Source organism: Chryseobacterium sp. JV274, assembly GCF_903969135.1.
Lineage (GTDB): Bacteria > Bacteroidota > Bacteroidia > Flavobacteriales > Weeksellaceae > Chryseobacterium.
In genome coordinates this window covers 4,899,078-4,923,801 of the sequence record NZ_LR824569.1, presented here as the reverse complement: position 1 = coordinate 4,923,801, position 24,724 = coordinate 4,899,078, and the positions used below count along the sequence as shown (strand labels likewise).

The window sequence follows — 24,724 nt, the reverse complement described above, 5'->3', positions numbered from 1 at the left end:
TTAGATACTAGAAGTTAGATACATAGATCTTAGACTTTTAGCATAATGCTTTATTTAGATTGAATTAACACACTTTGTCATTCCGCAGGAATCTAAACATACTTTGTTGAGATTCTTCACTCCGCTATTGCTTCGTTCTGAATGACAGAAAGCCGTATTATTTTTTAAAGTCCTCCATCATTTGAATGAACTCATCAAACAGGTAGTTTGCATCTTCAGGGCCCGGGCTTGCTTCAGGGTGATACTGAACTGAGAAACAAGGGTGGATTTTATGTTTTAATCCTTCATTTGTTCTGTCATTCAAAGCGATGTGCGTTTCGATAAGGTCTGTTCCTTTTAAGCTTTCCTGATCTACCGCATATCCATGGTTTTGAGAAGTAATGGCTACTGTATTTTTCTCTAAATCCAATACCGGGTGGTTTCCTCCTCTGTGTCCGAATTTCAGTTTGAAAGTTTTCGCTCCACAAGCAAGGCCAATCAATTGGTGTCCTAAACAGATTCCGAAGATGGGAACTTTTCCTAATAATCCTCTGATCATATCTAAAGCATGTGGTACATCTTCCGGGTCACCAGGACCGTTTGAAAGCATGATTCCGTCAGGATCCATCAATAAGATTTCTTCTGCTGTTGTATCCTGAGAAACTACAATGATATCACAGTTTCTTTGAGACAGCTCTCTGATAATCCCCAGTTTTGCACCGAAGTCTACCAACACTACTTTGAAACCTCTGTTCGGGTTAGCATAAGGTGTTTTTGTTGAAACCTCTTCTACCTGATTGGTTGGGAAATTTGTTGATTTCAATTCAGAAGCTACAGCAGCTTCATCAGCATCAGCATTTACGATTTTTCCTTTTACAACTCCATAGTTACGAAGAATTCTTGTCAGTCTTCTTGTATCAATTCCTGAAATTCCTGAAAGGTTTTTCTTTTTAAATAATTCATCTAAAGTAATCTGAGTACGGAAATTGGAAGGAAGATCGCAAAGTTCTTTTACGATAAGTCCTTTAATTGCCGGCTCAATACTTTCATAATCATCACGGTTAATACCATAATTTCCGATAAGCGGATAGGTCATACAAACTATCTGACCGCAATACGACGGGTCAGAAATCAATTCCTGATATCCTGTCATTCCGGTATTGAAAACTACTTCCCCTGCAGTTTCCAATTCTGCTCCGAAACCTTCTCCATGAAACACTTCACCGGACTCCAGTATTAATTTTTTCTTCATTTTAAACTTTTATCTCTTATTATTTTATTTATATGTCATTAACAGGTCGCCCTTACAGGGCTAGGATTATCATTATCCTTTTGTTTTCTATGGGCTTCACCCATTGCTATTAACAGGCCGCTCCTACGGAGCTCACTATCTTTTACCTTCTACTTTTAACTTGGTTCTTTTACCTTTGCTCTTATTTAAAGGTAAACCCTTTTTCTTCCAATGCTTCTTTCAAAATGGCCATCCTGGCGAAGACACCGTTTTCCATTTGTTTAAAGATTCTTGATCTTTCGCATTCTACGAGGTCTGAATCTATTTCCACTCCCCTGTTGATAGGCGCCGGGTGCATGATGATTGCTTCTTTTTTCATCGCCTTCTCTCTTTCTTTCGTCAGACCATATCTTTTATGATATTCTGAAGCGGTGAAACTCATGGCAGCATCGTGTCTTTCATGCTGGATTCTTAATAGCATTAAAACATCCACTTCGCCGATCAGTTCATCTACTGACATATAAGTTCCGTTGATTAAAGCTCCTTCGTCAAACCACTGTTCAGGTCCTGAGAAGTATACTTTAGCGCCTAATCTTCTTAAAGCTTCCGCATTTGAATTGGCAACACGGCTGTGTTTTACATCACCTACAATTCCTACTTTTAATCCTTCAAACTTTCCGAATTCCTGATAGATGGTCATCAGATCCAGCATACACTGTGAAGGATGGTTTCCTGTTCCGTCTCCACCGTTGATCACAGGAATCTTAATATTTTTCAGTTCTTCGAAGTATCTGTCTTTCTTATCGCGGATCACCACAAGGTTTACTCCTATACTTTCAATGGTCTTTACTGTGTCATAAAGGCTTTCTCCTTTGTTTACCGAACTGTGTGATGCATCAAACGGAACTACCTGAAGTCCCAGTTTTCTTTCTGCAAGATCAAAACTTGTTTTCGTTCTTGTACTGTCTTCGAAGAAAAGGTTTGAGCAAAAAACTTCTCCTTCAATTTTAGCAGTTTTACCGTTCGCAAAAGCCATCGCTTCTGTCAGTATACTGTTGATTCTCTCGGTGCTTAGTTCTGTAATCGTAAACATAATTCTTATTTTTGGGCATAAAAAAAGCGAAGACAACAATCTTCGCTAATAACAATAAATATCGTAAAGGGCGCTTTCGCCCGGTAAATCTAATGATATAAATGCTTTTTTATTCATTAGGTGCAAAGATACAACAATTTTATGAACCTACAAAAACAAAGTTTAAAATAAATTAAAAACCTCAGTATTTCCTTATTCTCATTTTAAATTAATATTTTTGTTACAACTCAATTTATTTTATGGATTTAAAAGACAAAATGATTCTCAGCATTATTCAGGAAGACTCTACATTATCGGTTAAGGAAATTTCCGAAAAAATTGGTCTTACCTTTACTCCTACGTATGAGCGAATCAAACAATTGGAGAAGCAGGGGATCATTCAGAAATATGTAGGACTTTTAAACCGTGAAAAACTGGGATTAAATATTGTAGTCTACTGTAATGTCCGTCTCAAGGAACAATCCAAGAAAGTATTGGAAACCTTTGAGGAGCATATCGGAAAATATGATGAAGTACAGGAAATCATCAGTCTTTCCGGAGAGTATGACTATATGCTGAAAATTATAGCCAAAGACATTAATTCGTATAATGAATTTGCCGTTAATGTCATTTCAAACATTCCTAACATCGGACAATACCATAGTTCTATTGTACTTCACGAGGTAAAAAAATCTACCAAGTTTAAAATTGACCTGGAATAAATCCCTTTTATTTTTAAACCATTAAGAACTTTTAAAAGGTGAAGAATAATTAAAGAATTCGCATGCGAATTTTAAAACTATGCGGCTAAAAAATTCCGGATTTTCTTACCTTACCTTAAAGTCTTCATCTTCCTTAATAGTTCAGTTACAATCAATCATCAAATTCAAAGAGCAGGATTACAATTAAGCCATTAAGATCACTTAAGCAGATAAGATTTAAAGATTAAGGCTTTCACAACGAAAAGGCAGCAGGCTAAAATAATTTAGAAATTCTACTGATTTTTGCTTAAGTTTTTATTGACCTTAATGGCTTAGATTCTAACCCAATAATTTATTTTTCAATTTATTGAACTGATATTCTATTTTACCCAGACAAAGATTTCCGATACTTCCCTGATGGGTATGTTCAAGGTTTCCAGGTTCAAACTCAAACGCATTGCTTTCAATCTCCTGTCCTACTTTCACATAAGCATCACGGAATGAGCTTCCGCTTTTCACCTCTTCATTGATCTTTTCTACGCTGAAAAGATATTTGTATTTCTCATCTTCCAGAATTCCGTCTTTTACCTGAATATTCGGTAAAGTATAGCTTAGGATTTCCAGACATTCCTTTAAAGAATCTATCGCAGGGAAAAGAATTTCTTTCGTAAGCTGTACATCTCTGTGATATCCTGAAGGCAGATTGTTTGTCAATAAAATAAGTTCATTCGGAAGTGACTGAATTCTGTTGCATCGTGCACGAACCAGCTCAAAGATATCCGGATTCTTTTTATGAGGCATAATACTGCTTCCTGTGGTAAATTCTTTTGGGAAGCTGATGAAATTAAAATTTTGGTTCAAATACAGACATACATCATACGCAAACTTCCCAAGCGTTCCCGCTAAAGTTGCCATTGACATTGCCAGCATTTTTTCCGACTTTCCACGGGTCATCTGAGCATACACAGAATTATAATTCATGGACTGGAATCCTAAATTATAGGTCGTACTTTCACGGTTGATCGGAAAAGATGAACCATAGCCGGCAGCTGATCCCAACGGATTTTTATTAATGATATTCTTCACTGAAAACAGCATTTCCACATCATCCAAAAGTGCTTCAGCATAAGCACCAAACCACAATCCGAATGAGGAAGGCATTGCAATCTGCAAATGGGTATATCCAGGAAGCAACACATTTTTATGCTGATCCGCCAGTTGAATTAAAATCTGGAAAAACTCGTCGGTAAGAGCTGTTATCTCACGGATTTCATCTAATAAATACAGCTTGATATCCAACAAAACCTGATCATTTCTTGATCTTGCGGTATGGATTTTCTTTCCCGTATCTCCTAATTCTTCAATGAGAATAGCTTCTATCTGAGAATGGATATCCTCAGCATCTTTATCAATTTCAAAACTACCGTCTTCAATTTTATGTAAAATACTATTTAAAACAGATAACATCTGCTCTGATTCTTCCTGGGAAATAATCCCGGTTTCTGCTAACATTTTGCAATGTGCCATAGAACCTTTGACATCATATTTGGCCAAACGCTCGTCAAAGTCAAGATCTTTCCCAACGGTAAAATTATTGACTAATATATTGGTGGCAAGGTCATCCTTCTGCCATATTTTTTTCATATGATTTATTTAAAATACTGATTGATTTTGACATGCCCGGCAAGGCAATCCTTATTACTATTAACTATAAAAAAACATTTCCTTGTGAAGCTTTCATTTTTAATTTTCTTTTTGCATAAATCTTATTAAAAACTAAACTTCTAATGCCTGCCGGACAGAGTCAAAACATATATTGAGCTGGAAACCTGAAACTGATGGCTGGAAGCGAATTACAAACTCTATAACTTCCATCTTTCTGCTTCATTCTTCCATTATTTATAACACTTTTTCTAAAATTCTGATGTAGATTTCTATTCCTTCTTCTATTTCATGGATATAGATAAATTCATCTGCAGTGTGAGAGCGCCTACTGTCTCCAGGTCCCATTTTTACGGATGTACATGGAATAATCGCCTGATCTGAAGAGGTGGGCGAACCGTACGTTCTCCTGCCGATCTCAATTCCTGCTTTTACAAACGGATGATCCATTTCAATTTTTGAAGAATTCAGTCTGAATGATCTTGCTGTCAAAGTAGATTTCATCTGAGACTGGATAATTTCAAATGCTTCCTGATTGGAATATTCGTCTGTCACTCTCACATCCAGTGTGAAATTACACGACTCTGGAACGACATTGTGCTGGACTCCCGCATGAATACCTGATAAAGTAACTTTAACCTCTCCCAGGTATTCTGAAACCTTTGGAAATTTAAAGGCTAAAATATTCTGGAGATCCTGCATACATTTTATAATCGAGTTATCATGATTAGGATGAGCGGCATGAGAAGGAGTCCCTTTCATTTCTCCATCAATCACAAGAAGTCCTTTTTCTGCAATCGCCAGATTCATCTGTGTGGGTTCTCCTACAATGGCGAGTTCTACGTTGGGTAGCTGCGGAAACAGTGCTTCAATTCCATCAAATCCTGAAATCTCCTCCTCTGCCGTCAAAGCAATAACTAAATTATATTTTAAATCTTCTTTATCATAAAAGTGTAAAAAAACCTGCGCCATAGAAACCAGAGAAGCTCCGGCATCATTGCTTCCCAATCCAAACAGTTTCCCGTCTTTTTCAACAGGAACAAAAGGATCCAGCGTGTAAGCTTTATTAGGTTTTACGGTATCATGATGCGTATTCAGTAAAACGGAAGGTTTAAACACATCAAAGTGTTTATTCACTGCCCAGATGTTGTTTTTAAAACGCTTCGCAGGAATCTGATGTTTTGCGAAAAAGTTCTCAATTTCTACTGAGGTACTGAATTCATCTTTACTGAATGAAGGAATCTCAATCAAATTTTTAAGCAATCCGACCGCATTATTCAATAATTCTTCTTTATTATAAACAGATTTCAGTTCCTGCATGATGATTTTCTATATGGTTTTTCAGTTCTGTTTCTTTAATCAGAAACACTTTATCTACATTATTTTTTATCGCTCCAAGCGCATTTTCAAGTTTGGGTAAAATCCCTTTGTGAAGCTTTCCTTCTTCTTTTAATACCGCAAACTCTCCTGCTGTAACACTTTTGATCACTGATTCGGGGTCGTTCACATCTTCTAAAACACCTTCTTTATCAAAACAATACAACAGTTCAACTTCATATTTCTCTGAAAGAGCTTGCGCCATTACAGATGCAATGGTATCTGCATTGGTATTGAAGAGATTTCCTTTTCTATCGTGGGTAATCGCTGAAAATACAGGAACAAGATTCAGTTTCATTAATTTTGAAACCAGCTTTTTATTCACGCTTTTCTTATTGATATCTCCCACAAATCCGAAATCTATCTCAGGATCTTCTCTTTTTTTGGCTTTGATCAGATTCCCATCTGCACCGGAGAATCCTATGGCATTGCATTTTTTCTGCTGCAGCTTTTCAACAATATTTTTATTGATTCCCCCTGCATATACCATGGTTACAATATCCAGTGTTTCTTTATCCGTAATCCTCCTTCCGTTGATCATTTTCTGTTCAACACCCAGTTTATCCGCTAATGTTGTAGCCAACTTTCCTCCGCCATGAACAAGGATCTTCTTTTCCTGAATTTCAGAAAATTGTTCTAAGAATTGGGTTAACAACTCTTCATCATCAATTAAAGCTCCGCCAATTTTTATGATGTATAACTTTTCTTTCATTTGTAAATTTTTTGAGATCCTTACTTTTCTATCCTTGATCCTTATCAAGGTTTAAAACCTTGACAAGGATCAAGATTCTGAATTAAAAAAATTATCCGGCATGCAGCTCATCTAAAATTTCACTGAACACAGCCTGTGCAGAGAAAATACGGTTTTTTGCCTGCTGATAAATAATAGAATGGTCTCCATCCATCACCTCATCACTCAACTCAACATTACGGCGGACCGGAAGACAGTGCATTACCTTTGCGTCGTTGGTATTGGCCAATTTTTCATTGGTAAGCATCCAGTCACCTTTCACTTCAGGCATTGCTGCATAATCATCAAAAGAAGACCAGTTTTTTACATAGATAAAATCTGCATCTTTTAACGCCTCGTCCTGATCATGGATTACTTTCACATCTTTAGTGAAGTTTTTATCCAAATCATATCCTTCAGGATTGGCAATTACCAACTCTACATCCATTTCCTGCATCCACTCCGCAAAAGAGTTTCCAACGGCATGTGCAATAGGTTTGATGTGTGGCGCCCAGGTCAATACCACTTTTGGTTTATGTTCTTTTTTCCAGCTTTCTGTAATCGTAATACAGTCTGCCAGACTTTGCAGCGGGTGACGGGTTGCAGATTCCAATGAGATTACAGGAACTTTTGCATGTTTTTCAAACTGGCTCAAGATGCTTTCATTTACATCATCTTCTTTGCTCTTCATTCCTGCAAAACAACGCACAGCAATGATATCACAATATTGATTTAAAACTTCAATTGCATCTTTGATATGCTCTACGGTATCTCCGTTCATGACAGCTCCGTCAGCAAACTCTAAATTCCAGGCTTCCTGTGCAGCATTTAATGTCAGCACATTCAACCCCAGGTTTTGTGCTGCAATCTGACTGCTGAGACGGGTTCTTAAGCTTGAATTTAAAAATACAAGTCCAATTGTTTTTCCCTTTCCTTTTTCCGTTTCGGTAAGGGGAGCTGCTTTTATTTGTAAAGCTTTTTTTATGATTTCCTGTAAGTTTTCAACATCACTTACAGAGGTAAATTTTTTCATTTCGAATTAATTTTAAAGATTTTTTTACACATTTTTTGAGAATTTCAACACAAAACCGCTAAGTTTTTCACTAATTTTTTTCGTTCGCAAAGGCGTTTCATTCAGCAATGGACGGTTGTTTTGTCATTCTGACGAAGGAAGATCTCTACATTATTTTATAGATTCTTCATTTCACTTGTTCCATTCAGAATGACAAACATTGTGTAATATTCTAAGCTTTTAACCCTTTTTATAATTTTGGCCTTTTGCTTTTAAATACTCACCAATACTGTTTTCAAAGCATTGATGAAAAGATCCGTTTCCTCTTTTTTGATATTCAGTGCCGGAAGAATCCTTAAGACAGTTTTATCATTAGAGTTTCCTGTGAAAATATGATGATCGAACAATAAACTTTTCCTTATTTCCGAACAGTCTCTATCGAGTTCTATTCCGATCATCAGCCCTTTCCTTCGGATGGATTTAATATGTGGTAAATCTTTAATTTCATTTTCAATATATTCGCCCATTTCCTGAGCATTTTCAATAAGATTTTCATCTTTCATCACGTCAAGCACAGCAATTGAAGCTGCACAGGCAAGATGATTTCCTCCAAATGTAGTTCCCAGCAAACCGTTGCTCGCCTGGAATTTAGGATGGATCAAAACTCCGCCTACCGGGAAACCATTTCCCATTCCTTTTGCCGTTGTAATAATATCTGCTTCAACTCCGAACTCCTGATGAGCAAAGAAATATCCACTTCTTCCATATCCTGATTGTACTTCATCCAAAATAAGAACCGCCTCATATTTTTCGCATAGTTCTTTAATTTTAGATAAGAATTCCGGCGTAGGAATCATAATTCCACCTACTCCCTGAATACCTTCAATGATGACAGAAGAAATTTCATTTCCATTCTTCTCAAAAGTCTCTTCAAGCTGCTGCACATCATTCCATTCTGATTTGATAAATCTTTCTGAAAAGTTAACCGGAGCAACAATTTTTGGGTTGTCGGTCACCGAAACCGCTGCAGAAGTTCTTCCGTGGAATGAACCTGAAAAATACAGCACTTTGCTTTTGCCATTATGAAATGAAGCCAGTTTCAATGCATTTTCATTGGCTTCCGCTCCCGAATTGCACAAGAAAAGGTTATACTCTTCATATCCGGAAAGTTTCCCTAGTTTTTCTGCGAGTTCAGTCTGCAATTCATTCTGAACCGAATTGGAATAGAAAGAAATTTTTTCCAGCTGATCTTTTAACTTATTTTGATAATATGGATGGTTGTGCCCAATGGAAATGACAGCATGACCTCCGTAAAAATCAAGATACTGCCCTCCTTTATCATCCCAAAGAAAAGATCCCTGAGCTTTAACCGGATTTATATTGAATAATGGATAGACGTTGAATAAATTCATTTTTTTATTTTTTATTTTTCTTTTGTCTTAAAACAAAAGAAACAAAAGTTCAAGACCTGGAAACTTCCGCTAAAAATTAGTTCTATTCTCTAAAAATTCTAAAACTTGTGCGAATCCTAGATTAGTTCTTCGGCTAAATATTTGCCTCGCACTTCAAACAGTAGAATTTTCTTAACGTTCATAGAATTAATTTTCTTAACGCTCCATTTTCCTAAGTCATATTTACTTCTAATTTAAATTGTCAATTTAAAACGCTATTGGTTTTAAGTTTAACCCTGCATTTTCTTCCCATTTCATTGCCAGATTCATGTTCTGGACTGCCTGCCCTGAAGCACCTTTTAACAAATTGTCAATCGCTGAATGAATAACGGCAACATTTCCACTCTTTTCGATCTGAATCACACAGCGATTAGTATTGACAACCTGCTTTAAATCAATTGCCCTGCTACTTACGGTAACAAAAGGCTCCTCCGCATAAAAATCCTGATATAATTGTTCTATTTCCTCCAGCGTCAAATCCGTCTTCATGGTGGAACTTGTAAAAATTCCTCTTGCAAAATCCCCTCTCCATGGAACAAAATTCAGGGTTACTTCTTTATTATTAAATGCAATCAGCTGTTGTAAAATCTCATCTACATGCTGATGAGTTAATGTTTTATACGCTGAAACATTATCATTTCTCCAGGTAAAATGAGTTGTTGCCTGCAAAGACTGTCCAGCTCCGGTAGAACCAGTAATCCCTGTAGTAAAAACTTCATTTAACACTTCTTTATCTGCTAATGGCAGTAAAGCCAATTGAATTGCTGTGGCAAAACATCCCGGGTTGGCAATACTTTTTGCCTCTGACAGTTGTTTTTTATTGATTTCAGGTAATCCGTAGATAAAATTTCTGTTCCCAAAGTTCCCATCTAAACGGAAATCATTTCCGAGATCAATCACCAGCGTTTCATCTTTTACAGGATGTTGAGTTAACCAGCTTTGACTTTCTTTATGAGGAAGACACAGAAAAAGAACATCTACGTCTTCAGGTTTATTTGTCAAAACCATTTCACAAACCGTCGTTAAATCCGGGTACAGATCCGAAATTCTTGTTCCCGAATTCGAACGACTATATAAAAAACTCAATGTCACATGGGGATGAAAAGCCAGTAAGCGTATCAGCTCACTTCCTGTATAACCGTTGGCACCAATTATTCCTACTGTTTTCTTCATTTTTATTCTGCCTTACATTAAATCATCCTTTCGGAACTAGTTGATATTCTGGTTAATCTGATGGTATATATTTAAAGAATTGCTTACAATCTTTGTGTATCCTTTCACATCGTCGCCTGTCCAAGCTCTGTTAGCCTCTCCATAACTTCCGAATTTATCAGACATCAGGTCATGATCAGATTCAATTCCATTAAGAATAAATCTGTATGGATGAAGCGTCACAAATACTTTTCCACTGACTGTTTTCTGAGAATCTGCCAGGAAAGACTCTATATTTCTCATCACAGGATCTAAGAAAAGCGCTTCATGAAGCCAGTTTCCATACCAGTCGGACAACTGAGACTTCATCATTTGCTGATATTTTGAAAGCGTATGCTTCTCTAATAAATGATGTGCCTTAATGATCACAGATGCTGCTGCTGCTTCAAATCCCACTCGTCCTTTAATCCCAACAATGGTATCCCCTACGTGAATATCACGACCAATTCCATACGCTGAAGCTAATTCTTCTATTTTTTGAATTGCAGATACAGAATGTTCAAAGCTTTCTCCGTTCACGCCTATCACTTCTCCGTTTTTAAACTCGATTTCCAGTTCTGAAGGCTGAGTTTCTTTAATCTGAGATGGAAAAGCTTCTTCCGGCAGGTAATTTCTGGAAGTCAAAGTTTCCTTTCCTCCCACAGAAGTTCCCCAAAGTCCTTTATTCACTGAATATTGTGCTTTCTGGAATTCCATTTCATAACCGTGATCTTTCAAAAACTCAATTTCTTCTTCACGGGATAGAGCCATATCACGGATTGGCGTAATAATCTCGATATTCGGGCACATTACCTGAAAAATCAAATCAAAACGAACCTGATCATTTCCAGCTCCTGTACTTCCATGAGCAATAGCATCTGCATTTACTTCTATTGCATATTTTGCAATTTCCTGCGCCTGAATGGTACGCTCAGCACTTACCGAAAGAGGGTATGTATTATTTTTCAATACATTCCCGAAAATCAAATATTTCACACATGAATTATAATAATCTTCCTGAGCGTCTACGCACCTGTATTCTTTTACTCCAAGGTTTAGAGCTTTTCTTTCCAGTTCTTTTTCCTCTTCTTTTGAAAAACCTCCGGTATTTACGGTGACTGCATACACATCATACCCTAGTGTTTCACTAAGATATTTTGCACAGTAGGAAGTATCTAAACCTCCACTAAACGCTAAGATGACTTTCTTTTTCATCTGGACTCTTTTTATTTTTTTTAGTTGTCAAATGAAATTCATCAAGGGATTTTTGTACAGAATACTCAAAATCAGTTTGATTCATTTCATTATATTTATTTTCAGGCTGGTTATTCACCACCTCTTTTTTTTTATCATTTTCAGGAACAAACAACATAGCTGTACACAAACAGTTTTTGCGTTCCTTCATCATTAAAATCTCATAGTTCACACAGTTTTTGCAGCCACTCCAGAATTCTTCGTCCTGGGTAAGTTCTGAATAGATGACCGGCTTATATCCTAAATCACTATTGATTTTCATTACTGCCAAACCCGTTGTCAATCCAAATACTTTCGCATCCGGATATTTATCTCTAGATAACTGGAAAACCCTCTGCTTAATTTGAGTTGCTACGCCCCCGTTCCTGAATTTCGGCGATACTATCAATCCCGAATTAGCCACAAACTTCCCATGCGACCAGGTCTCTATATAGCAGAAACCTACCCACTCACCGTTTTCAGTGGCTACCACAGCGTTGCCTTCTGAAATCTTCTTACTCAAATATTCTATAGAACGTTTTGCGATGCCCGTTCCTCTGCGCTGTGCAGAATCATACATTTCCTGCTGTATTTCACTCACATACATTAGATGTTCGCATGAGGAAATTTCTATTTCCATTTATTTATCTAATTTTTTTGGCAAATTTAAAATATATTTTCTTTTAAATCCAAATAAAAAAGATATTTTTTTTGTTTTAAAATTTTAAACAGGTAAAATTATCTTTATTGAAAAATATATATTTGCTAATTTATTATATATTTGCTAAAATAATATAGTTATGGAAAATACATGCCCTAAATGCAACAGTACCAAAGTGGTAAAAAGCGGCATCATCAATGAAAAGCAACGCTTCCACTGTAAAGACTGCAAATATTATTTCACTGTTAAAAAGCTGGGAAAACAGATTGATGACTATTATGTTACCAAGGCGCTTCAGCTGTACCTGGAAGGCTTAAGTTACCGTGAAATCGAAAGAATTATCGGGGTTTCCCATGTTACAATAAGTTCCTGGATAAAAAAATACAACATCACAAGACCTCCACACTCTGAATTCCATCCTGTTTATAAAATACTGAAACAAAATGAGTTGATTGATTATATTGCGCAGGAGGAAAACATTAAAAATTCCGGGATTATCATCACTCAGTTTGCTGATAAGTATATGCTGATCAAGTGGGAAAGGTTTAAGAAGTAGGCGGGATGCTAGGTTACGAGATACTTAAACAATTTAGATTAAAACCCCGGATCCCGGGGTTCAGAACCTTGTACAGTCATAACTATACTATTACCACTAATATATATTAAATTTTCGTAACTAAATTATTAATTACAATTTGGTATTCACAAAAAACAACGCCAAAAATTGATAATTTATGAAGAAATCACTTACATTTATTGGAGCAGTCTTAATCAGCAGCTCTGTATACTCTCAAGGTTCTCCTGATTACGGAAATGGCTTAAAAATAAACCTCAATCCGGATGGTGATAAATTCGTCCGCTTTATTTTATGGGACCAGCTTTGGCTGAGAAATACCTCTATGAATCCCGGAAGTATGGTAGGTGGCGAGCCCACAGACAACTCCTGGAGCATAGGAAACAGACGATTACGTGCTTTAGCATATGCACAGGTCTCTAAAAGATACATGATTCTCCTCCATTTCGGAATCAACAACCAGACCTTCATCAATGGAGGAGCCACAGGTACTTCCGGCACAGGAGGTTATGGAAACGGAAAGAAAACCCAGTTATTTTTTCATGATGCATGGAACGAATATGCAGTTATTTTACCTGGAGAAGCGGGAAAATTCAGTTTATCTTTAGGAGCAGGGCTTCATTATTATATGGGACTTTCCCGCATGACTATGGCTTCTACACTCAATTTCCTCACATTAGATTCTCCCGTTTTTTCATGGCCACTGATTGATAACTCAGACCAATTTGCAAGACAGTTGGGAATGTTTGCAAAAGGAAAATATGGCAAACTGGAGTACCGTTTCAGCTTAAATAAACCTTTCGCAACAGACCTCATCCCAGTGAATGTAACAGATCCGTCAAAAGCCATTGCGGTAGACAACAACGGAAATCCCAGTTTTTCAAAGGCAGGATATGTGGAATATCAGTTCCTTGATGAGGAGTCGAATACACTTCCATACAAAGTGGGATCTTATCTGGGAACAAAGAAAGTCTTCAATGTAGGAGCAGGTTTCTATCATCAGGCAGACGGAACAAGAACTTCCGTGAACTCCAACATTGAGAAGCATGACATTACTCTTTTTGCCGTGGATGCTTTTGCAGACATTCCTTTGGGAGAAGCAAAAAACAAAATGGCAGTTTCCGCCTATGCCGGATATTATAACTACAATTTTGGTCCCAACTATGTAAGAAATCTTGGAACAATGAATATTGCAGCTTCGGATCCTAATTTTATCGGAAACAAAGCCATTGCAGGACCAGGAAACCTGCAGCCGACTATCGGAACAGGTAATATTATCTACGCACAGGCAGGTTTACTCTTACCAAGCCAGGCAGAAAAGCCAAAAATCAGAATACAGCCTTTTGCAGCTTATACCCATAAAAGTTTTGAGGCTTTCGATAAATCTTCATCTCAGTTTGATGTAGGCGCCAATTGGTTCATAGATGGGCATCATGCAAAAATCACAACCCAATATTCAACAAGACCAGTTTATACCAGCCCTACGGAAAGCCCTTCTTCAAAAGGGGAATTTATTGTACAGTTTCAAATCTACTTGTAAAATTCAAACCATTAAGAATAATAAAGATTGTAAGATGAATTAGGGATACGTTCCCAAAATTCAAATAATTTGACTCTTGTCATTCTGACGAAGGAAGAATCTTACTAACAACCAGTCACACATGAGATTCTTCATTACATTTCATTTCATTCAGAATGACACTTTTGAAATAGTCCCAAAGCATTAAACTTAATTATTTAAAGCCCTTAATGGTTAAAAAAATCAAATTAACATCCTATTCCATTAACATCAAAAACTAATCAATATGAGCGAAAATCATCACGAAAGCTACGAAAATATGACCGACAGGCAGAAAAACCGCACCATATGGAGTGTGATCACCGCCTCTTCACTCGGCACCTTGATAGAATGGTATGACTTCTATATCTTCGGAAGTTTAGCCATTGTTTTAGCTACTAAATTCTTCCCTGCAGACAACCCTACCGCAGCATTTTTATCTACACTGGCAACTTTTGCTGCCGGATTTGTTGTAAGACCTTTCGGAGCTTTATTTTTCGGAAGGCTTGGTGATATCATAGGAAGAAAATATACTTTTCTTGTCACTTTACTGATCATGGGATTTTCTACTTTCCTGATCGGCTGTATTCCAAGTTATAAAACTATTGGATTTATGGCACCAGTTTTAGTTTTAATCTTAAGATTACTTCAGGGACTTGCCCTTGGTGGTGAATACGGAGGCGCAGCCACTTATGTTGCAGAATACGCCCAACCTCATCGAAGAGGCTACTGGACTTCATGGATTCAGACTACTGCAACGGCAGGACTTTTCATTTCACTGATTGTTATCCTCATCACAAAATCAACCCTTTCGGCAGAAGAATTTGATAATTGGGGATGGAGGGTTCCTTTCTGGATTTCTATTTTAATGGTAGCAGTTTCTTATGTTATCAGAAAGAATATGAAAGAATCTCCTCTTTTTGCTAAGGCTAAAAGTGAGGGAAAAACATCTAAAAACCCATTGAAAGAGAGTTTCGGAAATAGATACAACTTCAAGTTTGTATTATTAGCTTTATTCGGAGCAGCAATGGGACAAGGGGTCATCTGGTACACAGGACAGTTCTACGCTATGAGTTTCCTTCAAAAGGTAATGAATGTAGAATCTGCACAGGTGGATTCATTGATGGCTACCGCTTTATTTTTAGGAACGCCCTTCTTTGTATTCTTCGGCTGGCTTTCTGATAAAATCGGAAGAAAAGCAGTAATGATGACCGGAATGTTAGTCGCTATTTTAGCTTACAGACCTATTTACGACAGCATGTTCAAGAGTGTAAATCTTGAAAGCAAAACCGTTGCTGCCAATGGAATCACTGAAAAAAGAACTGCTAAAATCCACAGTGATATTGCTACAGACAGCCTGGTCACTTTCCATAAAGAAACTCTTTACACGGATGGCACTCTGATCAAAAAAGACAGTATCATTCACTGGTCGCCTGCAGGAATTGTCATGAAAGACGGAAAAGCAGAAGAACCCAAATTATCAACTTCTGTAAAATTGAGCGATGACACGAAATGGTATCTGGTGTTTCTTGTATTTATTCAGGTCATATTTGTAACCATGGTATATGGGCCTATCGCCGCTTTCCTTGTTGAAATGTTCCCTGTGAGAATTCGCTATACCTCAATGTCGTTACCTTATCACATCGGAAACGGAGTATTCGGAGGACTTCTTCCGGCAGTAGCAACTTACCTGGTAACCACCGGAAAAGACGCCGGACACGCAACATGGTACCTGGAGGGACTTTGGTATCCGATTGGTGTTGCCACAGTGTGTCTTATCATTGGATTATTCTATCTTAAAAATAAGAACAATAATCTTCACGATTAAGCACTAAATCACTCAGATTTTTATTAATTTTAAAACTACTAAAATGAACGGACTAAAAAAAATATTAGGTATTCTCTGGATCGCAATTGCGGTGATTGTAGGATATTTCGGAATTACAGTATTGGGAATCCCCAAAATAGCATCCGGAAAACAGGAAGATCTGGTTTTTGGTATTATTATCCTTTTTGTACTGATGCCGATTATCTCAGGCGGAATGGCCATTTTTGGTTACTATGCCCTGAAAGGAGAATATTCTGACGATAAAATTTAAAAACAAAATAGATAATTGATGGATGCTGCATTCATCAATTATCTTTTATCAATAATCATTTATGAAAAAGAGACACGAGCAAAAACTTATCATATTGAGTGTAGGTCTTATGATCGCTTTCAGCGTTCCTATTTCATTGCTTTTCAACAGTGAAAAGGAGGTTTTAGGCTATCCTATGATTCTTATCTATCTGTTCGTAGTCTGGATGATTTCCATTGTGATTTCTTTTGTAATTGTAAAAAGACATGATGAATAGTTTCGCATTATTTTTTGTAGTTCTGCTTTACCTGGCTCTTCTTTTCTTAGTTGCCCACCTGGCAGAGAAGAAAAAGAGCAAGCTCTGGATCAACAATCCTTACATCTACGCATTGTCTCTTGCGGTATATTGTACTGCCTGGACGTATTATGGAAGCATTGGTGTGGCAGCTACAAGCGGATTAAACTATCTGCCGATTTACATTGGTCCTATCATGATTATTCCGGCATGGATCTATATCAATACCCGGATCGTAAGGATTTCAAGGGTTAATAAAATAAGCAGCCTTGCCGATTTCATCTCATTAAGATATGGAAACAGCAGAAGTCTGAGTGCTATTATTACTGTGGTTTGTCTTTTGGCTATTGTCCCTTATATCGGGTTGCAGATCAAAGCTATTTCGGAAACCTTCCATCTGGTAACGGAAACTCCGATGTCAAAAAATATCCTGACTGACAATGCTACTTTTGTGGTGGTTTTAATTGCCTTATTTTCCTCTTATTATGGAACACGATATGTGGATGCTTCGGAAAAACGTCTGGGAATTATCTCAGCTATTGCACTGGAGAGCTTTTTAAAACTATTCTTTATTATCATTCTCGGACTTTTCGTAATCTATTATGCCTTTGACGGATTTTCGGACATCTACGAGAAAGCCAGCAGGTTTAAAGATTTTAAAGAAAAAAATACCTTCAACGGGATTGAGGGTGCTATGAACTGGATGATTTTGTGTATGATTTCCGCAACAGCAATCTGCATCCTGCCAAGGCAGTTTCACACCGCTATTGTTGAAAACAGACAGGAAAAACATATCAAAACAGCGATTTGGTTTTTCCCCCTTTATCTTTTAATCTTCACCGTATTTATTTTCCCGATTGCCTGGGGAGGAAGACTGATTTTTGATGGTCAGAAAGTAAACCCGGAGTTCTACTCTATCCTGATTCCGCAGCATTTTGACAATACCTTGATCACTGTGCTTGTTTTTCTCGGGGGATTAAGCTCATGTATTTCCATGATCATTATTTCAGCCATTACTTTATCAATCATGCTTTCCAACAACCTTATTATCCCATATGGATTGCTTGGAAAATTAAAATCTGAAAGTGAGGAACAAAACACAAGAAGCATTACCAATATCAGGAAAATCAGCATTTTCGGACTGATCATCATGGCTTTTGTTTTTTATAAGTATTTCATTCTGAAGACCTCACTGGATTCTGTAGGATTGATCTCATTCGTTATCATTGCCCAGCTGGCACCTGCATTTTTCGGAGCTTTATTCTGGAGAAGAGGAAGTTACAAAGGTGCCGTTACAGGTCTTATAGCAGGATTAGCAATCTGTTATTTCGGATTGATCATCCCGCAGTATTATTTTTCATACAATCAGGAGCTTAAAGGAGTACTGAGAGATCTGTATGATGCATTCGGGTTTTTCACAATTCCTTATCTGGGAAGAATTCCACAGATTTTCTTCTGGTCGATGCTGGTAAACACGAGTCTGTTTACTATTGTTTCCGTAAGTTCTAAAGGGAATTACCGTGAAAGAAACTTTGCCGAATTGTATGTGGATATTGACAAATACATTCAGAATCATGAAAATGCTTTTATCTGGCGTGGAACGGCTTATATTTCGGATATTCAGAATATTCTTGAACGCTTTTTAGGCAAAAATAAAACAGAGCAGGCCCTAAGAATTTTTAATTTAAAATATAATATTGATTCCAAAACAGAAACCGCCGACTCCAGATTTATCAAATTTTCAGAAAACCTTCTGGCCGGAAGAATTGGAACAGCTTCAGCAAAAATATTAATCGAAGGGGTAACCAAAGAGGATAAAATATCTTTAAAAGAGGTGTTAAACATTCTTGAAGAATCAAAAGAAAACATCAGCTTAAATAAAAAGCTTACCGAACAGTCCGAAGAACTGCAAAAACTTTCCGACGATCTGCGAACCGCCAATGAAAGCCTCATCATCAAAGACCGCCAAAAAGATGATTTCCTGGACTCTGTTGCCCATGAACTGAGAACCCCGATCACCGCCATTCGTTCTGCCGGGGAGATTTTGGCTGACGATGACGATATTCCTTTTGACATCAAACAGGAATTTTTAAATAATATCATCACAGAATCCGACAGATTGAGTGAAATTATCAACGATATTTTGTATCTGGACAAATTACAACACGGTGAAATCTCTTTACATATTCAGGAAAATAATATTATTGAAACTTATAAAAAAGCATTAAATCCGCTTCTTCACCTGATACAGCAGAAAAATATTCATTTAAGTGAAGTTAATCTTCTGAATCATTTTATATTTGAATATGATGAAGCGAGAATGATTCAGCTGTTTCAGAATATCTGGGGAAATGCCTTAAAATTTACAGATGAACAGGGAACAATCCAGACTAAATTATTTGAAAAGGACCAACAGCTGACCATTAGTATTTTCAATACCGGGAAACATATTCCGGAAGGGGATCTGGAAATGATTTTTGACAAGTTTTATCAATCGAAAAACCAAAATATTTTAAAGCCTACAGGAAGCGGACTGGGACTGGCCATTTCCAAAAAAATTGTACAGGCACACGGAGGAAGTATAAAAGCAGAAAACAGCGGACTGGGTGTAACTTTCACCATAAGCATTCCTGAAAAAACTAAAAAAGAGATTACAGATGAAGTTGAACACCATTAAAACCTTCTTATGAGAAAGATAATCATTGCGGATGACGAACACAAAATATTAATGTCATTAGAATACAGCTTTAAGAAAAACGGATACGATGTTTATATTGCCCGTGACGGAACGGAAGTTCTTGACTTTTTGAAAACAATGGTTCCGGACGTAATCCTTCTCGATATTATGATGCCAAATCTTGATGGCTACAGCACCTTGGACCTCATAAAACAGGATAAAAAACTGAGAGATACCAAAGTCATCTTTCTGAGTGCTAAAAACAACCCCAGAGATATTGAAAAAGGATTGGAAATGGGAGCCGATGCCTACATCACAAAACCCTACTCCATCAAGAAACTGATGCAGCAGATTGAAGAGATGTTTTAATGTATAAAATTAAACCATTAAGATTCATATCATAAAGGGATTAAGAGTATTAAAAAATTGCTTCGCCTCGGCTCGCAGTCATATCCTTGTCAGGGTTTTAAAACCCTGACAAGGATAACAAAATACGCAAAAAAACAAACACACGACTATTGACATGGATACTGACACCCTATTTAAACAAAGCATAGAGAACAAAGAAGATTTCTGGAAAGAACAGGCCGGAGAAATACAATGGTTTGATTTTCCTACACAGATTCTCACTAACGACGAAAATGACTACCCACAATGGTTTTCCGATGGAAAGCTCAATATGTGCTACTTATGCATTGACAAACACATTGAAGACGGTTGCGGAGATCAGATTGCTATCATTTACGATTCTCCGGTGACCAGTCAAAAGAAAACCTATACCTTCAATCAGGCGAAAAAGGAAATTTCAAAATTCGCAGGAGGGCTGGCTTCTTTAGGATTAAAAAAAGAAGATACAGCGGTTATTTATATGCCAATGATCCCTCAGACTCTTTTTGCTATGCTGGCATGCGCAAGAATCGGGGTTATTCATAATGTGGTTTTCGGAGGGTTTGCTCCCCACGAACTTGTGGTCAGAATTGACGACTGCAAGCCAAAAGTTTTAATCACAGCCACTGCTGGAGTAGAAATTGCCAAAAGAATTCCCTACCTCCCACTGGTTGAAAAAGCTATTGAACTGGCACAGGATAAAGTAGACCATATTGTTGTATACAACAGAAAACTAGTAGATAATCAGGATGAAATGTTCGATGGACTTATTGATTATGAAGAACTGGTTGAAAAATCAGCTCCGGCAGACTGCATTTCTGTGGAATCTACCCACCCGCTTTATCTTCTTTACACATCCGGAACTACAGGCAAGCCCAAAGGTATTGTTCGTGATACCGGAGGTTACGCAACTGCCTTAAAATTTTCCATGACGTATGTTTACGGCGTTGAACCGGGAGAAACCTATTGGGCTGCTTCAGATTTCGGATGGGCAGTTGGGCATAGTTTTTCAGTATACGGACCATTAATCAACAGAAATACAACTATTATTTTTGAAGGAAAACCTATCATGACTCCTGATGCAGGAACGTTTTGGAGAATCATTTCAGAATATAAGGTTTCGGTGATGTTTACTGCACCTACCGCTATCAGAGCAATCAAAAAAGAAGATCCGAACGGAGAACTGGTAAAAAAATACGATTTAACCCATTTCAAAAAACAGTTTCTGGCGGGCGAAAGATGTGATGTTGCTACTCTGGATTGGTTTGCAGAACATATCGGAGTTCCGGCTATAGACCATTGGTGGCAGACAGAATCAGGATGGCCCATGCTTGGATTGCTGACTCATGATGAAAGTTATCAGATCAAAAGAGCTGCCGCAGGAAAACCTGTTCCGGGATATGACATTAAAATTTTTGATGAAAACGGACTGGAACTCGATCCTCATCACGAAGGCTATCTGGTAATCAAACTTCCTCTTCCCCCCGGAGCCATGCTTGGAATATGGAAAGACTACGAACGTTTTGAAAACAGCTACCTTTCTCAATACAAAGGCTACTACTTCTCAGGAGATGGTGCGATACAGGATGAAGACGGTTATATTTTCATCACAGGAAGAGTGGATGATGTGATCAACGTTGCGGGGCACAGACTTTCCACTTCTGAAATGGAGGAAATAGTTTCTTCACATCCGGATGTTGCAGAATGCGCTGTGGTAGGTATTGATGATGAATTAAAGGGACAGGTTCCTTTTGCAACTCTTGTGTTGAAAAACGGATCAGCAATTTCTGAAGAAGATGTTGAAAAAGATATCATTCAGATGGTCCGCAACAAAATTGGAGCGGTAGCTTTTCTGAAAAATGCTATGGTTGTTAAACGCTTACCTAAAACACGATCCGGAAAGATTTTAAGAAAACTGATCCGAACTTTACTAGACGGAAAAGATTTCCAGATTCCTTCAACCATTGACGATGAGAAAATCATTGATGAAATTCAGGAAAAAATAAAGGAATACAAGGCTTAAGCCAGAAATTAAACATAAATTTAAAATAAATTCAAATTTCAAAAACGAAAGGGATATGAGAAATTACTTAATAGAAGATTTACCACAGTATTTTGAAGATTATAAAAAGTCTATCAAAAATCCTAAAAAATTCTGGGATAAGGTAGCAGATCAAAATTTTGTGTGGTACCAACGATGGAGCAAGGTTGTTAAGTACGATATGAATGAAGCTAAAATCACCTGGTTCAAAAACGCGAAACTGAATATTACCAAAAACTGTATCGACAGACATCTTGCCGTAAGAGGAGATAAAACGGCCATCATCTGGGAACCCAATGATCCAAAGGAAGAAGCACAGCATATTTCTTATCAGGAGTTATATACCCGCGTGAATAAAACAGCAAATGTTTTGCATGATATGGGTATTAAAAAGGGAGACAGAATCTGTATTTATCTTCCCATGATCCCTGAATTGGCTATTACAATGCTTGCCTGCGCAAAGCTGGGAGCAGTACATTCTGTGATCTTTGCAGGATTCTCAGCTTCCGCAGTAGCTTCAAGGGTAAATGACTGTGAGGCAAAAATGGTAATCACATCGGATGGAAGTTACAGAGGAAATAAAGTTCTTGACCTGAAAAGTATTGTTGACGATGCTTTGGAAAAAACACCAACAGTTGAAAACGTTCTTGTAGTCAAGAGAACTCACAACGAGATTAAAATGAAAGAAGGAAGAGATCACTGGATGGCTGACTTGTATGAGAAAGCTTCTTCTGATTTTGTCACCGTAATTATGGATTCTGAAGACCCGCTTTTCATTTTATATACTTCAGGATCTACAGGAAAACCAAAAGGAATGCTTCATACCTGTGCAGGCTATATGGTGTATACCGCTTATACATTCAAAAATGTATTCAATTATAAAGAAAATGATATTTATTGGTGTACTGCAGATATCGGGTGGATTACGGGACATTCCTACATTCTTTACGGACCTTTATTAAATGGGGCTACCACCGTAATTTTTGAAGGCGTTCCTACTTATCCTGAACCGGACCGTTTCTGGGAAGTCATTGAAAAACATAAAATCACTCAGTTTTATACCGCTCCTACAGCCATCCGTTCTTTGGCGAAAGAAAGTGCAGAATGGGTAGATAAACATGATCTGAGCTCCCTGAAAGTAATTGGTTCCGTGGGTGAACCTATCAACGATGAAGCATGGCATTGGTTCAATGATCACGTTGGAAAGAAAAAATGCCCGATTGTGGATACTTGGTGGCAGACTGAAACAGGAGGAATCATGATTTCACCACTTCCTTTTGTTACCCCAACGAAACCTACTTATGCCACTCTCCCATTGCCGGGTGTACAACCTGTCCTGATGGATGATAAACGAAATGAAATTACAGGCAACCAGGTGACCGGAAATCTTTGCATCCGCTTTCCATGGCCGGGAATCGCAAGAACCATCTGGGGTGACCATCAACGGTATAAGGAAACATATTTTACAGCTTTCCCTGGGAAATACTTTACCGGTGACGGCGCATTGAGGGATGAAGTGGGTTATTACAGAATTACCGGACGTGTAGATGATGTGATCATCGTTTCCGGACACAACCTTGGAACGGCACCTATTGAAGACAGTATCAACCAGCACCCTGCCGTTGCAGAATCTGCTATTGTAGGCTATCCGCACGACATCAAAGGAAATGCACTGTATGGCTATGTAACGCTTAAAGAAACCGGAGAAGGACGTGATAAGGAAAACCTGAAAAAAGAGATCAACCAGCTGATTTCAGATCAGATCGGCCCTATTGCCAAGCTGGATAAAATACAATTTGTATCCGGACTTCCGAAAACACGCTCTGGAAAAATTATGCGTAGAATTCTGAGAAAAATTGCAGAGGGAGATTTCAGTAATTTTGGAGATATCAGTACGCTTTTAAATCCTGAAATTGTAGAGGAGATCAAAAACGAAAGAATTTAAATTTAATTAATTTTTTAACCAATGAAAGCCCCGGAAGTTATTTTTGGGGCTTTTTATTGTATTCTTAATGCTTCAAAAATTACGATGTGTTTTGCTAATCTTAATTAGGATTAAACTAATAACTATAATGATCAATATAATCTTAATGATATCCGGTACTGAAATGATGTAAGGATTGACAAAAAATAGAATAAGGAAACTCAAAAAAACTATCAAAAACTTGGGATCAAATACATATAGCACAACTATTGTGATTCTTTAAGACTCGACATTATTCAATTGTTAAAATTAAACACCCGTTCAATAATTATTCTCAAATATTGCCCAAGTCTATTGAAAACAGAATATTAATTAACAAATTATATTACCTTAAACGTAATGATAATCAGAAAATTATTACTAACTTTAGTCATAACTTTAAAACCAATTAACTATGTCACATATATTAGCTGGACTATTTGATCATCACAGCGACTACAAAAGACTGGAAAATGATCTGGAGAATTCAGGATTTGAAAACTCAGATTATATTGTATACCTTAATAGTGGTTCTCATAATTCCCAATATCTGGCAAGTGTTACCGTAAATGATATCAATCAGATTGATCTTGCCCGGAATGCGTTTATTCAGAATGCAGCATTGAAATCCTACTTATTTGAAAACATGAACATCAATGAAGCGAATTATGATACCATTAAAAAGTATATTGACGCAAGAAACAGAGCTGAAATCCATAACAGCCCTGATATTAAAATCAAAACGTCAAGTGACGGTATGAATTCTGAAGTGAAATTCTAATCGATATAAAATCTAATAGCCGGAGATCCGCAGTGTATGCTGCGGATCTTTTATGTTTGAAAAAACTAAA

At 37.4% G+C, this 24,724-nt stretch carries 21 protein-coding genes; 11 read left to right on the top strand and 10 right to left on the bottom strand.

What is annotated here, in order from left to right; translation table 11 throughout:
* Nucleotides 1–157: 157 nt before the first annotated feature.
* Both CHRYMOREF3P_RS22660 and CHRYMOREF3P_RS22655 read right to left on the bottom strand, forming a co-directional pair.
* Nucleotides 158–1,231 carry a carbamoyl phosphate synthase small subunit gene (locus CHRYMOREF3P_RS22660; RefSeq protein ID WP_180565575.1) on the bottom strand — a complete coding sequence of 358 codons (1,074 nt, stop codon included), beginning with the start codon at nt 1,229–1,231 and terminating at the stop codon, nt 158–160.
* 181 nt (nt 1,232–1,412) lie between these two features.
* Entirely contained in the window at nt 1,413–2,303 is an 891-nt protein-coding gene (locus CHRYMOREF3P_RS22655; RefSeq protein WP_317169709.1) for an aspartate carbamoyltransferase catalytic subunit, read from the bottom strand.
* Nucleotides 2,304–2,542: 239 nt separating this feature from the next.
* Here CHRYMOREF3P_RS22655 and CHRYMOREF3P_RS22650 point away from each other — a divergent pair, with 239 nt between their 5' ends.
* Nucleotides 2,543–3,004 carry an Lrp/AsnC family transcriptional regulator gene (locus tag CHRYMOREF3P_RS22650; RefSeq protein ID WP_077414878.1) on the top strand — a complete coding sequence of 154 codons (462 nt, stop codon included), beginning with the start codon at nt 2,543–2,545 and terminating at the stop codon, nt 3,002–3,004.
* A 318-nt stretch (nt 3,005–3,322) separates the two neighbouring features.
* Here the strand turns inward: CHRYMOREF3P_RS22650 and argH are convergent, their stop codons facing one another.
* The 8 genes from argH to CHRYMOREF3P_RS22610 form a co-directional block, all read right to left on the bottom strand.
* Nucleotides 3,323–4,627: an argininosuccinate lyase gene (gene argH / locus CHRYMOREF3P_RS22645; protein WP_077414880.1), complete on the bottom strand. Its 1,305-nt coding sequence runs from the start codon at nt 4,625–4,627 to the stop codon at nt 3,323–3,325.
* A 255-nt stretch (nt 4,628–4,882) separates the two neighbouring features.
* Entirely contained in the window at nt 4,883–5,965 is a 1,083-nt protein-coding gene (locus CHRYMOREF3P_RS22640) for a M20 family metallo-hydrolase (RefSeq protein ID WP_180565574.1), read from the bottom strand.
* Complete coding sequence (gene argB, locus CHRYMOREF3P_RS22635; protein ID WP_077414884.1) at nt 5,940–6,734, bottom strand: acetylglutamate kinase; 795 nt, start codon at nt 6,732–6,734, stop codon at nt 5,940–5,942. The genes CHRYMOREF3P_RS22640 and argB overlap by 26 nt, the downstream gene beginning before the upstream one ends.
* A gap of 91 nt (nt 6,735–6,825) precedes the next feature.
* Complete coding sequence (locus CHRYMOREF3P_RS22630; protein WP_180565573.1) at nt 6,826–7,785, bottom strand: N-acetylornithine carbamoyltransferase; 960 nt, start codon at nt 7,783–7,785, stop codon at nt 6,826–6,828.
* Nucleotides 7,786–8,036: 251 nt separating this feature from the next.
* Nucleotides 8,037–9,176, bottom strand: a complete 1,140-nt coding sequence (locus CHRYMOREF3P_RS22625) for an aspartate aminotransferase family protein (protein WP_180565572.1) — start codon at nt 9,174–9,176, stop codon at nt 8,037–8,039.
* 246 nt (nt 9,177–9,422) lie between these two features.
* Nucleotides 9,423–10,388, bottom strand: coding sequence for an N-acetyl-gamma-glutamyl-phosphate reductase (gene argC / locus CHRYMOREF3P_RS22620; protein WP_077414890.1), 966 nt, complete (start codon nt 10,386–10,388; stop codon nt 9,423–9,425).
* 36 nt (nt 10,389–10,424) lie between these two features.
* Nucleotides 10,425–11,621 (bottom strand): argininosuccinate synthase, encoded by a 1,197-nt coding sequence (locus CHRYMOREF3P_RS22615; RefSeq protein ID WP_180565571.1) that lies wholly within the window; start codon nt 11,619–11,621, stop codon nt 10,425–10,427.
* Nucleotides 11,593–12,279, bottom strand: coding sequence for a GNAT family N-acetyltransferase (locus CHRYMOREF3P_RS22610; RefSeq protein WP_077414894.1), 687 nt, complete (start codon nt 12,277–12,279; stop codon nt 11,593–11,595). The genes CHRYMOREF3P_RS22615 and CHRYMOREF3P_RS22610 overlap by 29 nt, the downstream gene beginning before the upstream one ends.
* 160 nt (nt 12,280–12,439) lie before the next feature.
* Here CHRYMOREF3P_RS22610 and CHRYMOREF3P_RS22605 point away from each other — a divergent pair, with 160 nt between their 5' ends.
* The 10 genes from CHRYMOREF3P_RS22605 (at nt 12,440) to CHRYMOREF3P_RS22560 (ending at nt 24,654) form a co-directional block, all read left to right on the top strand.
* Nucleotides 12,440–12,856, top strand: coding sequence for a helix-turn-helix domain-containing protein (locus CHRYMOREF3P_RS22605; protein ID WP_047383611.1), 417 nt, complete (start codon nt 12,440–12,442; stop codon nt 12,854–12,856).
* A 178-nt stretch (nt 12,857–13,034) separates the two neighbouring features.
* Entirely contained in the window at nt 13,035–14,414 is a 1,380-nt protein-coding gene (locus CHRYMOREF3P_RS22600) for a porin (RefSeq protein ID WP_180565570.1), read from the top strand.
* A 265-nt stretch (nt 14,415–14,679) separates the two neighbouring features.
* A complete protein-coding gene (locus CHRYMOREF3P_RS22595; RefSeq protein WP_180565569.1) occupies nt 14,680–16,260 on the top strand; it encodes an MFS transporter in 1,581 nt (526 codons plus the stop codon).
* A gap of 43 nt (nt 16,261–16,303) precedes the next feature.
* A complete protein-coding gene (locus tag CHRYMOREF3P_RS22590; RefSeq protein ID WP_034696261.1) occupies nt 16,304–16,531 on the top strand; it encodes a DUF6814 family protein in 228 nt (75 codons plus the stop codon).
* 61 nt (nt 16,532–16,592) lie between these two features.
* Nucleotides 16,593–16,787 (top strand): hypothetical protein, encoded by a 195-nt coding sequence (locus tag CHRYMOREF3P_RS22585; RefSeq protein ID WP_180565568.1) that lies wholly within the window; start codon nt 16,593–16,595, stop codon nt 16,785–16,787.
* Nucleotides 16,780–19,482 (top strand): ATP-binding protein, encoded by a 2,703-nt coding sequence (locus CHRYMOREF3P_RS22580; protein ID WP_180565816.1) that lies wholly within the window; start codon nt 16,780–16,782, stop codon nt 19,480–19,482. The genes CHRYMOREF3P_RS22585 and CHRYMOREF3P_RS22580 overlap by 8 nt, the downstream gene beginning before the upstream one ends.
* A 9-nt stretch (nt 19,483–19,491) precedes the next feature.
* Entirely contained in the window at nt 19,492–19,851 is a 360-nt protein-coding gene (locus tag CHRYMOREF3P_RS22575) for a response regulator transcription factor (RefSeq protein WP_077414904.1), read from the top strand.
* Between the two features lie 154 nt (nt 19,852–20,005).
* Nucleotides 20,006–21,892 (top strand): AMP-binding protein, encoded by a 1,887-nt coding sequence (locus CHRYMOREF3P_RS22570; RefSeq protein WP_180565567.1) that lies wholly within the window; start codon nt 20,006–20,008, stop codon nt 21,890–21,892.
* 25 nt (nt 21,893–21,917) lie between these two features.
* Nucleotides 21,918–23,855 carry an acetate--CoA ligase gene (acs, locus tag CHRYMOREF3P_RS22565; RefSeq protein ID WP_262889626.1) on the top strand — a complete coding sequence of 646 codons (1,938 nt, stop codon included), beginning with the start codon at nt 21,918–21,920 and terminating at the stop codon, nt 23,853–23,855.
* 433 nt (nt 23,856–24,288) lie between these two features.
* A complete protein-coding gene (locus CHRYMOREF3P_RS22560; protein WP_077414912.1) occupies nt 24,289–24,654 on the top strand; it encodes a hypothetical protein in 366 nt (121 codons plus the stop codon).
* The last annotated feature ends 70 nt before the right edge of the window (nt 24,655–24,724 follow it).

Bases quoted from the DNA above. Each gene is read 5' to 3' on its own strand.
- CHRYMOREF3P_RS22660 (WP_180565575.1), bottom strand. From the start codon at position 1,231: ATGAAGAAAAAATTAATACTGGAGTCCGGTGAAGTGTTTCATGGAGAA.
- CHRYMOREF3P_RS22655 (WP_317169709.1), bottom strand. From the start codon at position 2,303: ATGTTTACGATTACAGAACTAAGCACCGAGAGAATCAACAGTATACTG.
- CHRYMOREF3P_RS22650 (WP_077414878.1), top strand. From the start codon at position 2,543: ATGGATTTAAAAGACAAAATGATTCTCAGCATTATTCAGGAAGACTCT.
- argH (WP_077414880.1), bottom strand. From the start codon at position 4,627: ATGAAAAAAATATGGCAGAAGGATGACCTTGCCACCAATATATTAGTC.
- CHRYMOREF3P_RS22640 (WP_180565574.1), bottom strand. From the start codon at position 5,965: ATGCAGGAACTGAAATCTGTTTATAATAAAGAAGAATTATTGAATAAT.
- argB (WP_077414884.1), bottom strand. From the start codon at position 6,734: ATGAAAGAAAAGTTATACATCATAAAAATTGGCGGAGCTTTAATTGAT.
- CHRYMOREF3P_RS22630 (WP_180565573.1), bottom strand. From the start codon at position 7,785: ATGAAAAAATTTACCTCTGTAAGTGATGTTGAAAACTTACAGGAAATC.
- CHRYMOREF3P_RS22625 (WP_180565572.1), bottom strand. From the start codon at position 9,176: ATGAATTTATTCAACGTCTATCCATTATTCAATATAAATCCGGTTAAA.
- argC (WP_077414890.1), bottom strand. From the start codon at position 10,388: ATGAAGAAAACAGTAGGAATAATTGGTGCCAACGGTTATACAGGAAGT.
- CHRYMOREF3P_RS22615 (WP_180565571.1), bottom strand. From the start codon at position 11,621: ATGAAAAAGAAAGTCATCTTAGCGTTTAGTGGAGGTTTAGATACTTCC.
- CHRYMOREF3P_RS22610 (WP_077414894.1), bottom strand. From the start codon at position 12,279: ATGGAAATAGAAATTTCCTCATGCGAACATCTAATGTATGTGAGTGAA.
- CHRYMOREF3P_RS22605 (WP_047383611.1), top strand. From the start codon at position 12,440: ATGGAAAATACATGCCCTAAATGCAACAGTACCAAAGTGGTAAAAAGC.
- CHRYMOREF3P_RS22600 (WP_180565570.1), top strand. From the start codon at position 13,035: ATGAAGAAATCACTTACATTTATTGGAGCAGTCTTAATCAGCAGCTCT.
- CHRYMOREF3P_RS22595 (WP_180565569.1), top strand. From the start codon at position 14,680: ATGAGCGAAAATCATCACGAAAGCTACGAAAATATGACCGACAGGCAG.
- CHRYMOREF3P_RS22590 (WP_034696261.1), top strand. From the start codon at position 16,304: ATGAACGGACTAAAAAAAATATTAGGTATTCTCTGGATCGCAATTGCG.
- CHRYMOREF3P_RS22585 (WP_180565568.1), top strand. From the start codon at position 16,593: ATGAAAAAGAGACACGAGCAAAAACTTATCATATTGAGTGTAGGTCTT.
- CHRYMOREF3P_RS22580 (WP_180565816.1), top strand. From the start codon at position 16,780: ATGAATAGTTTCGCATTATTTTTTGTAGTTCTGCTTTACCTGGCTCTT.
- CHRYMOREF3P_RS22575 (WP_077414904.1), top strand. From the start codon at position 19,492: ATGAGAAAGATAATCATTGCGGATGACGAACACAAAATATTAATGTCA.
- CHRYMOREF3P_RS22570 (WP_180565567.1), top strand. From the start codon at position 20,006: ATGGATACTGACACCCTATTTAAACAAAGCATAGAGAACAAAGAAGAT.
- CHRYMOREF3P_RS22560 (WP_077414912.1), top strand. From the start codon at position 24,289: ATGTCACATATATTAGCTGGACTATTTGATCATCACAGCGACTACAAA.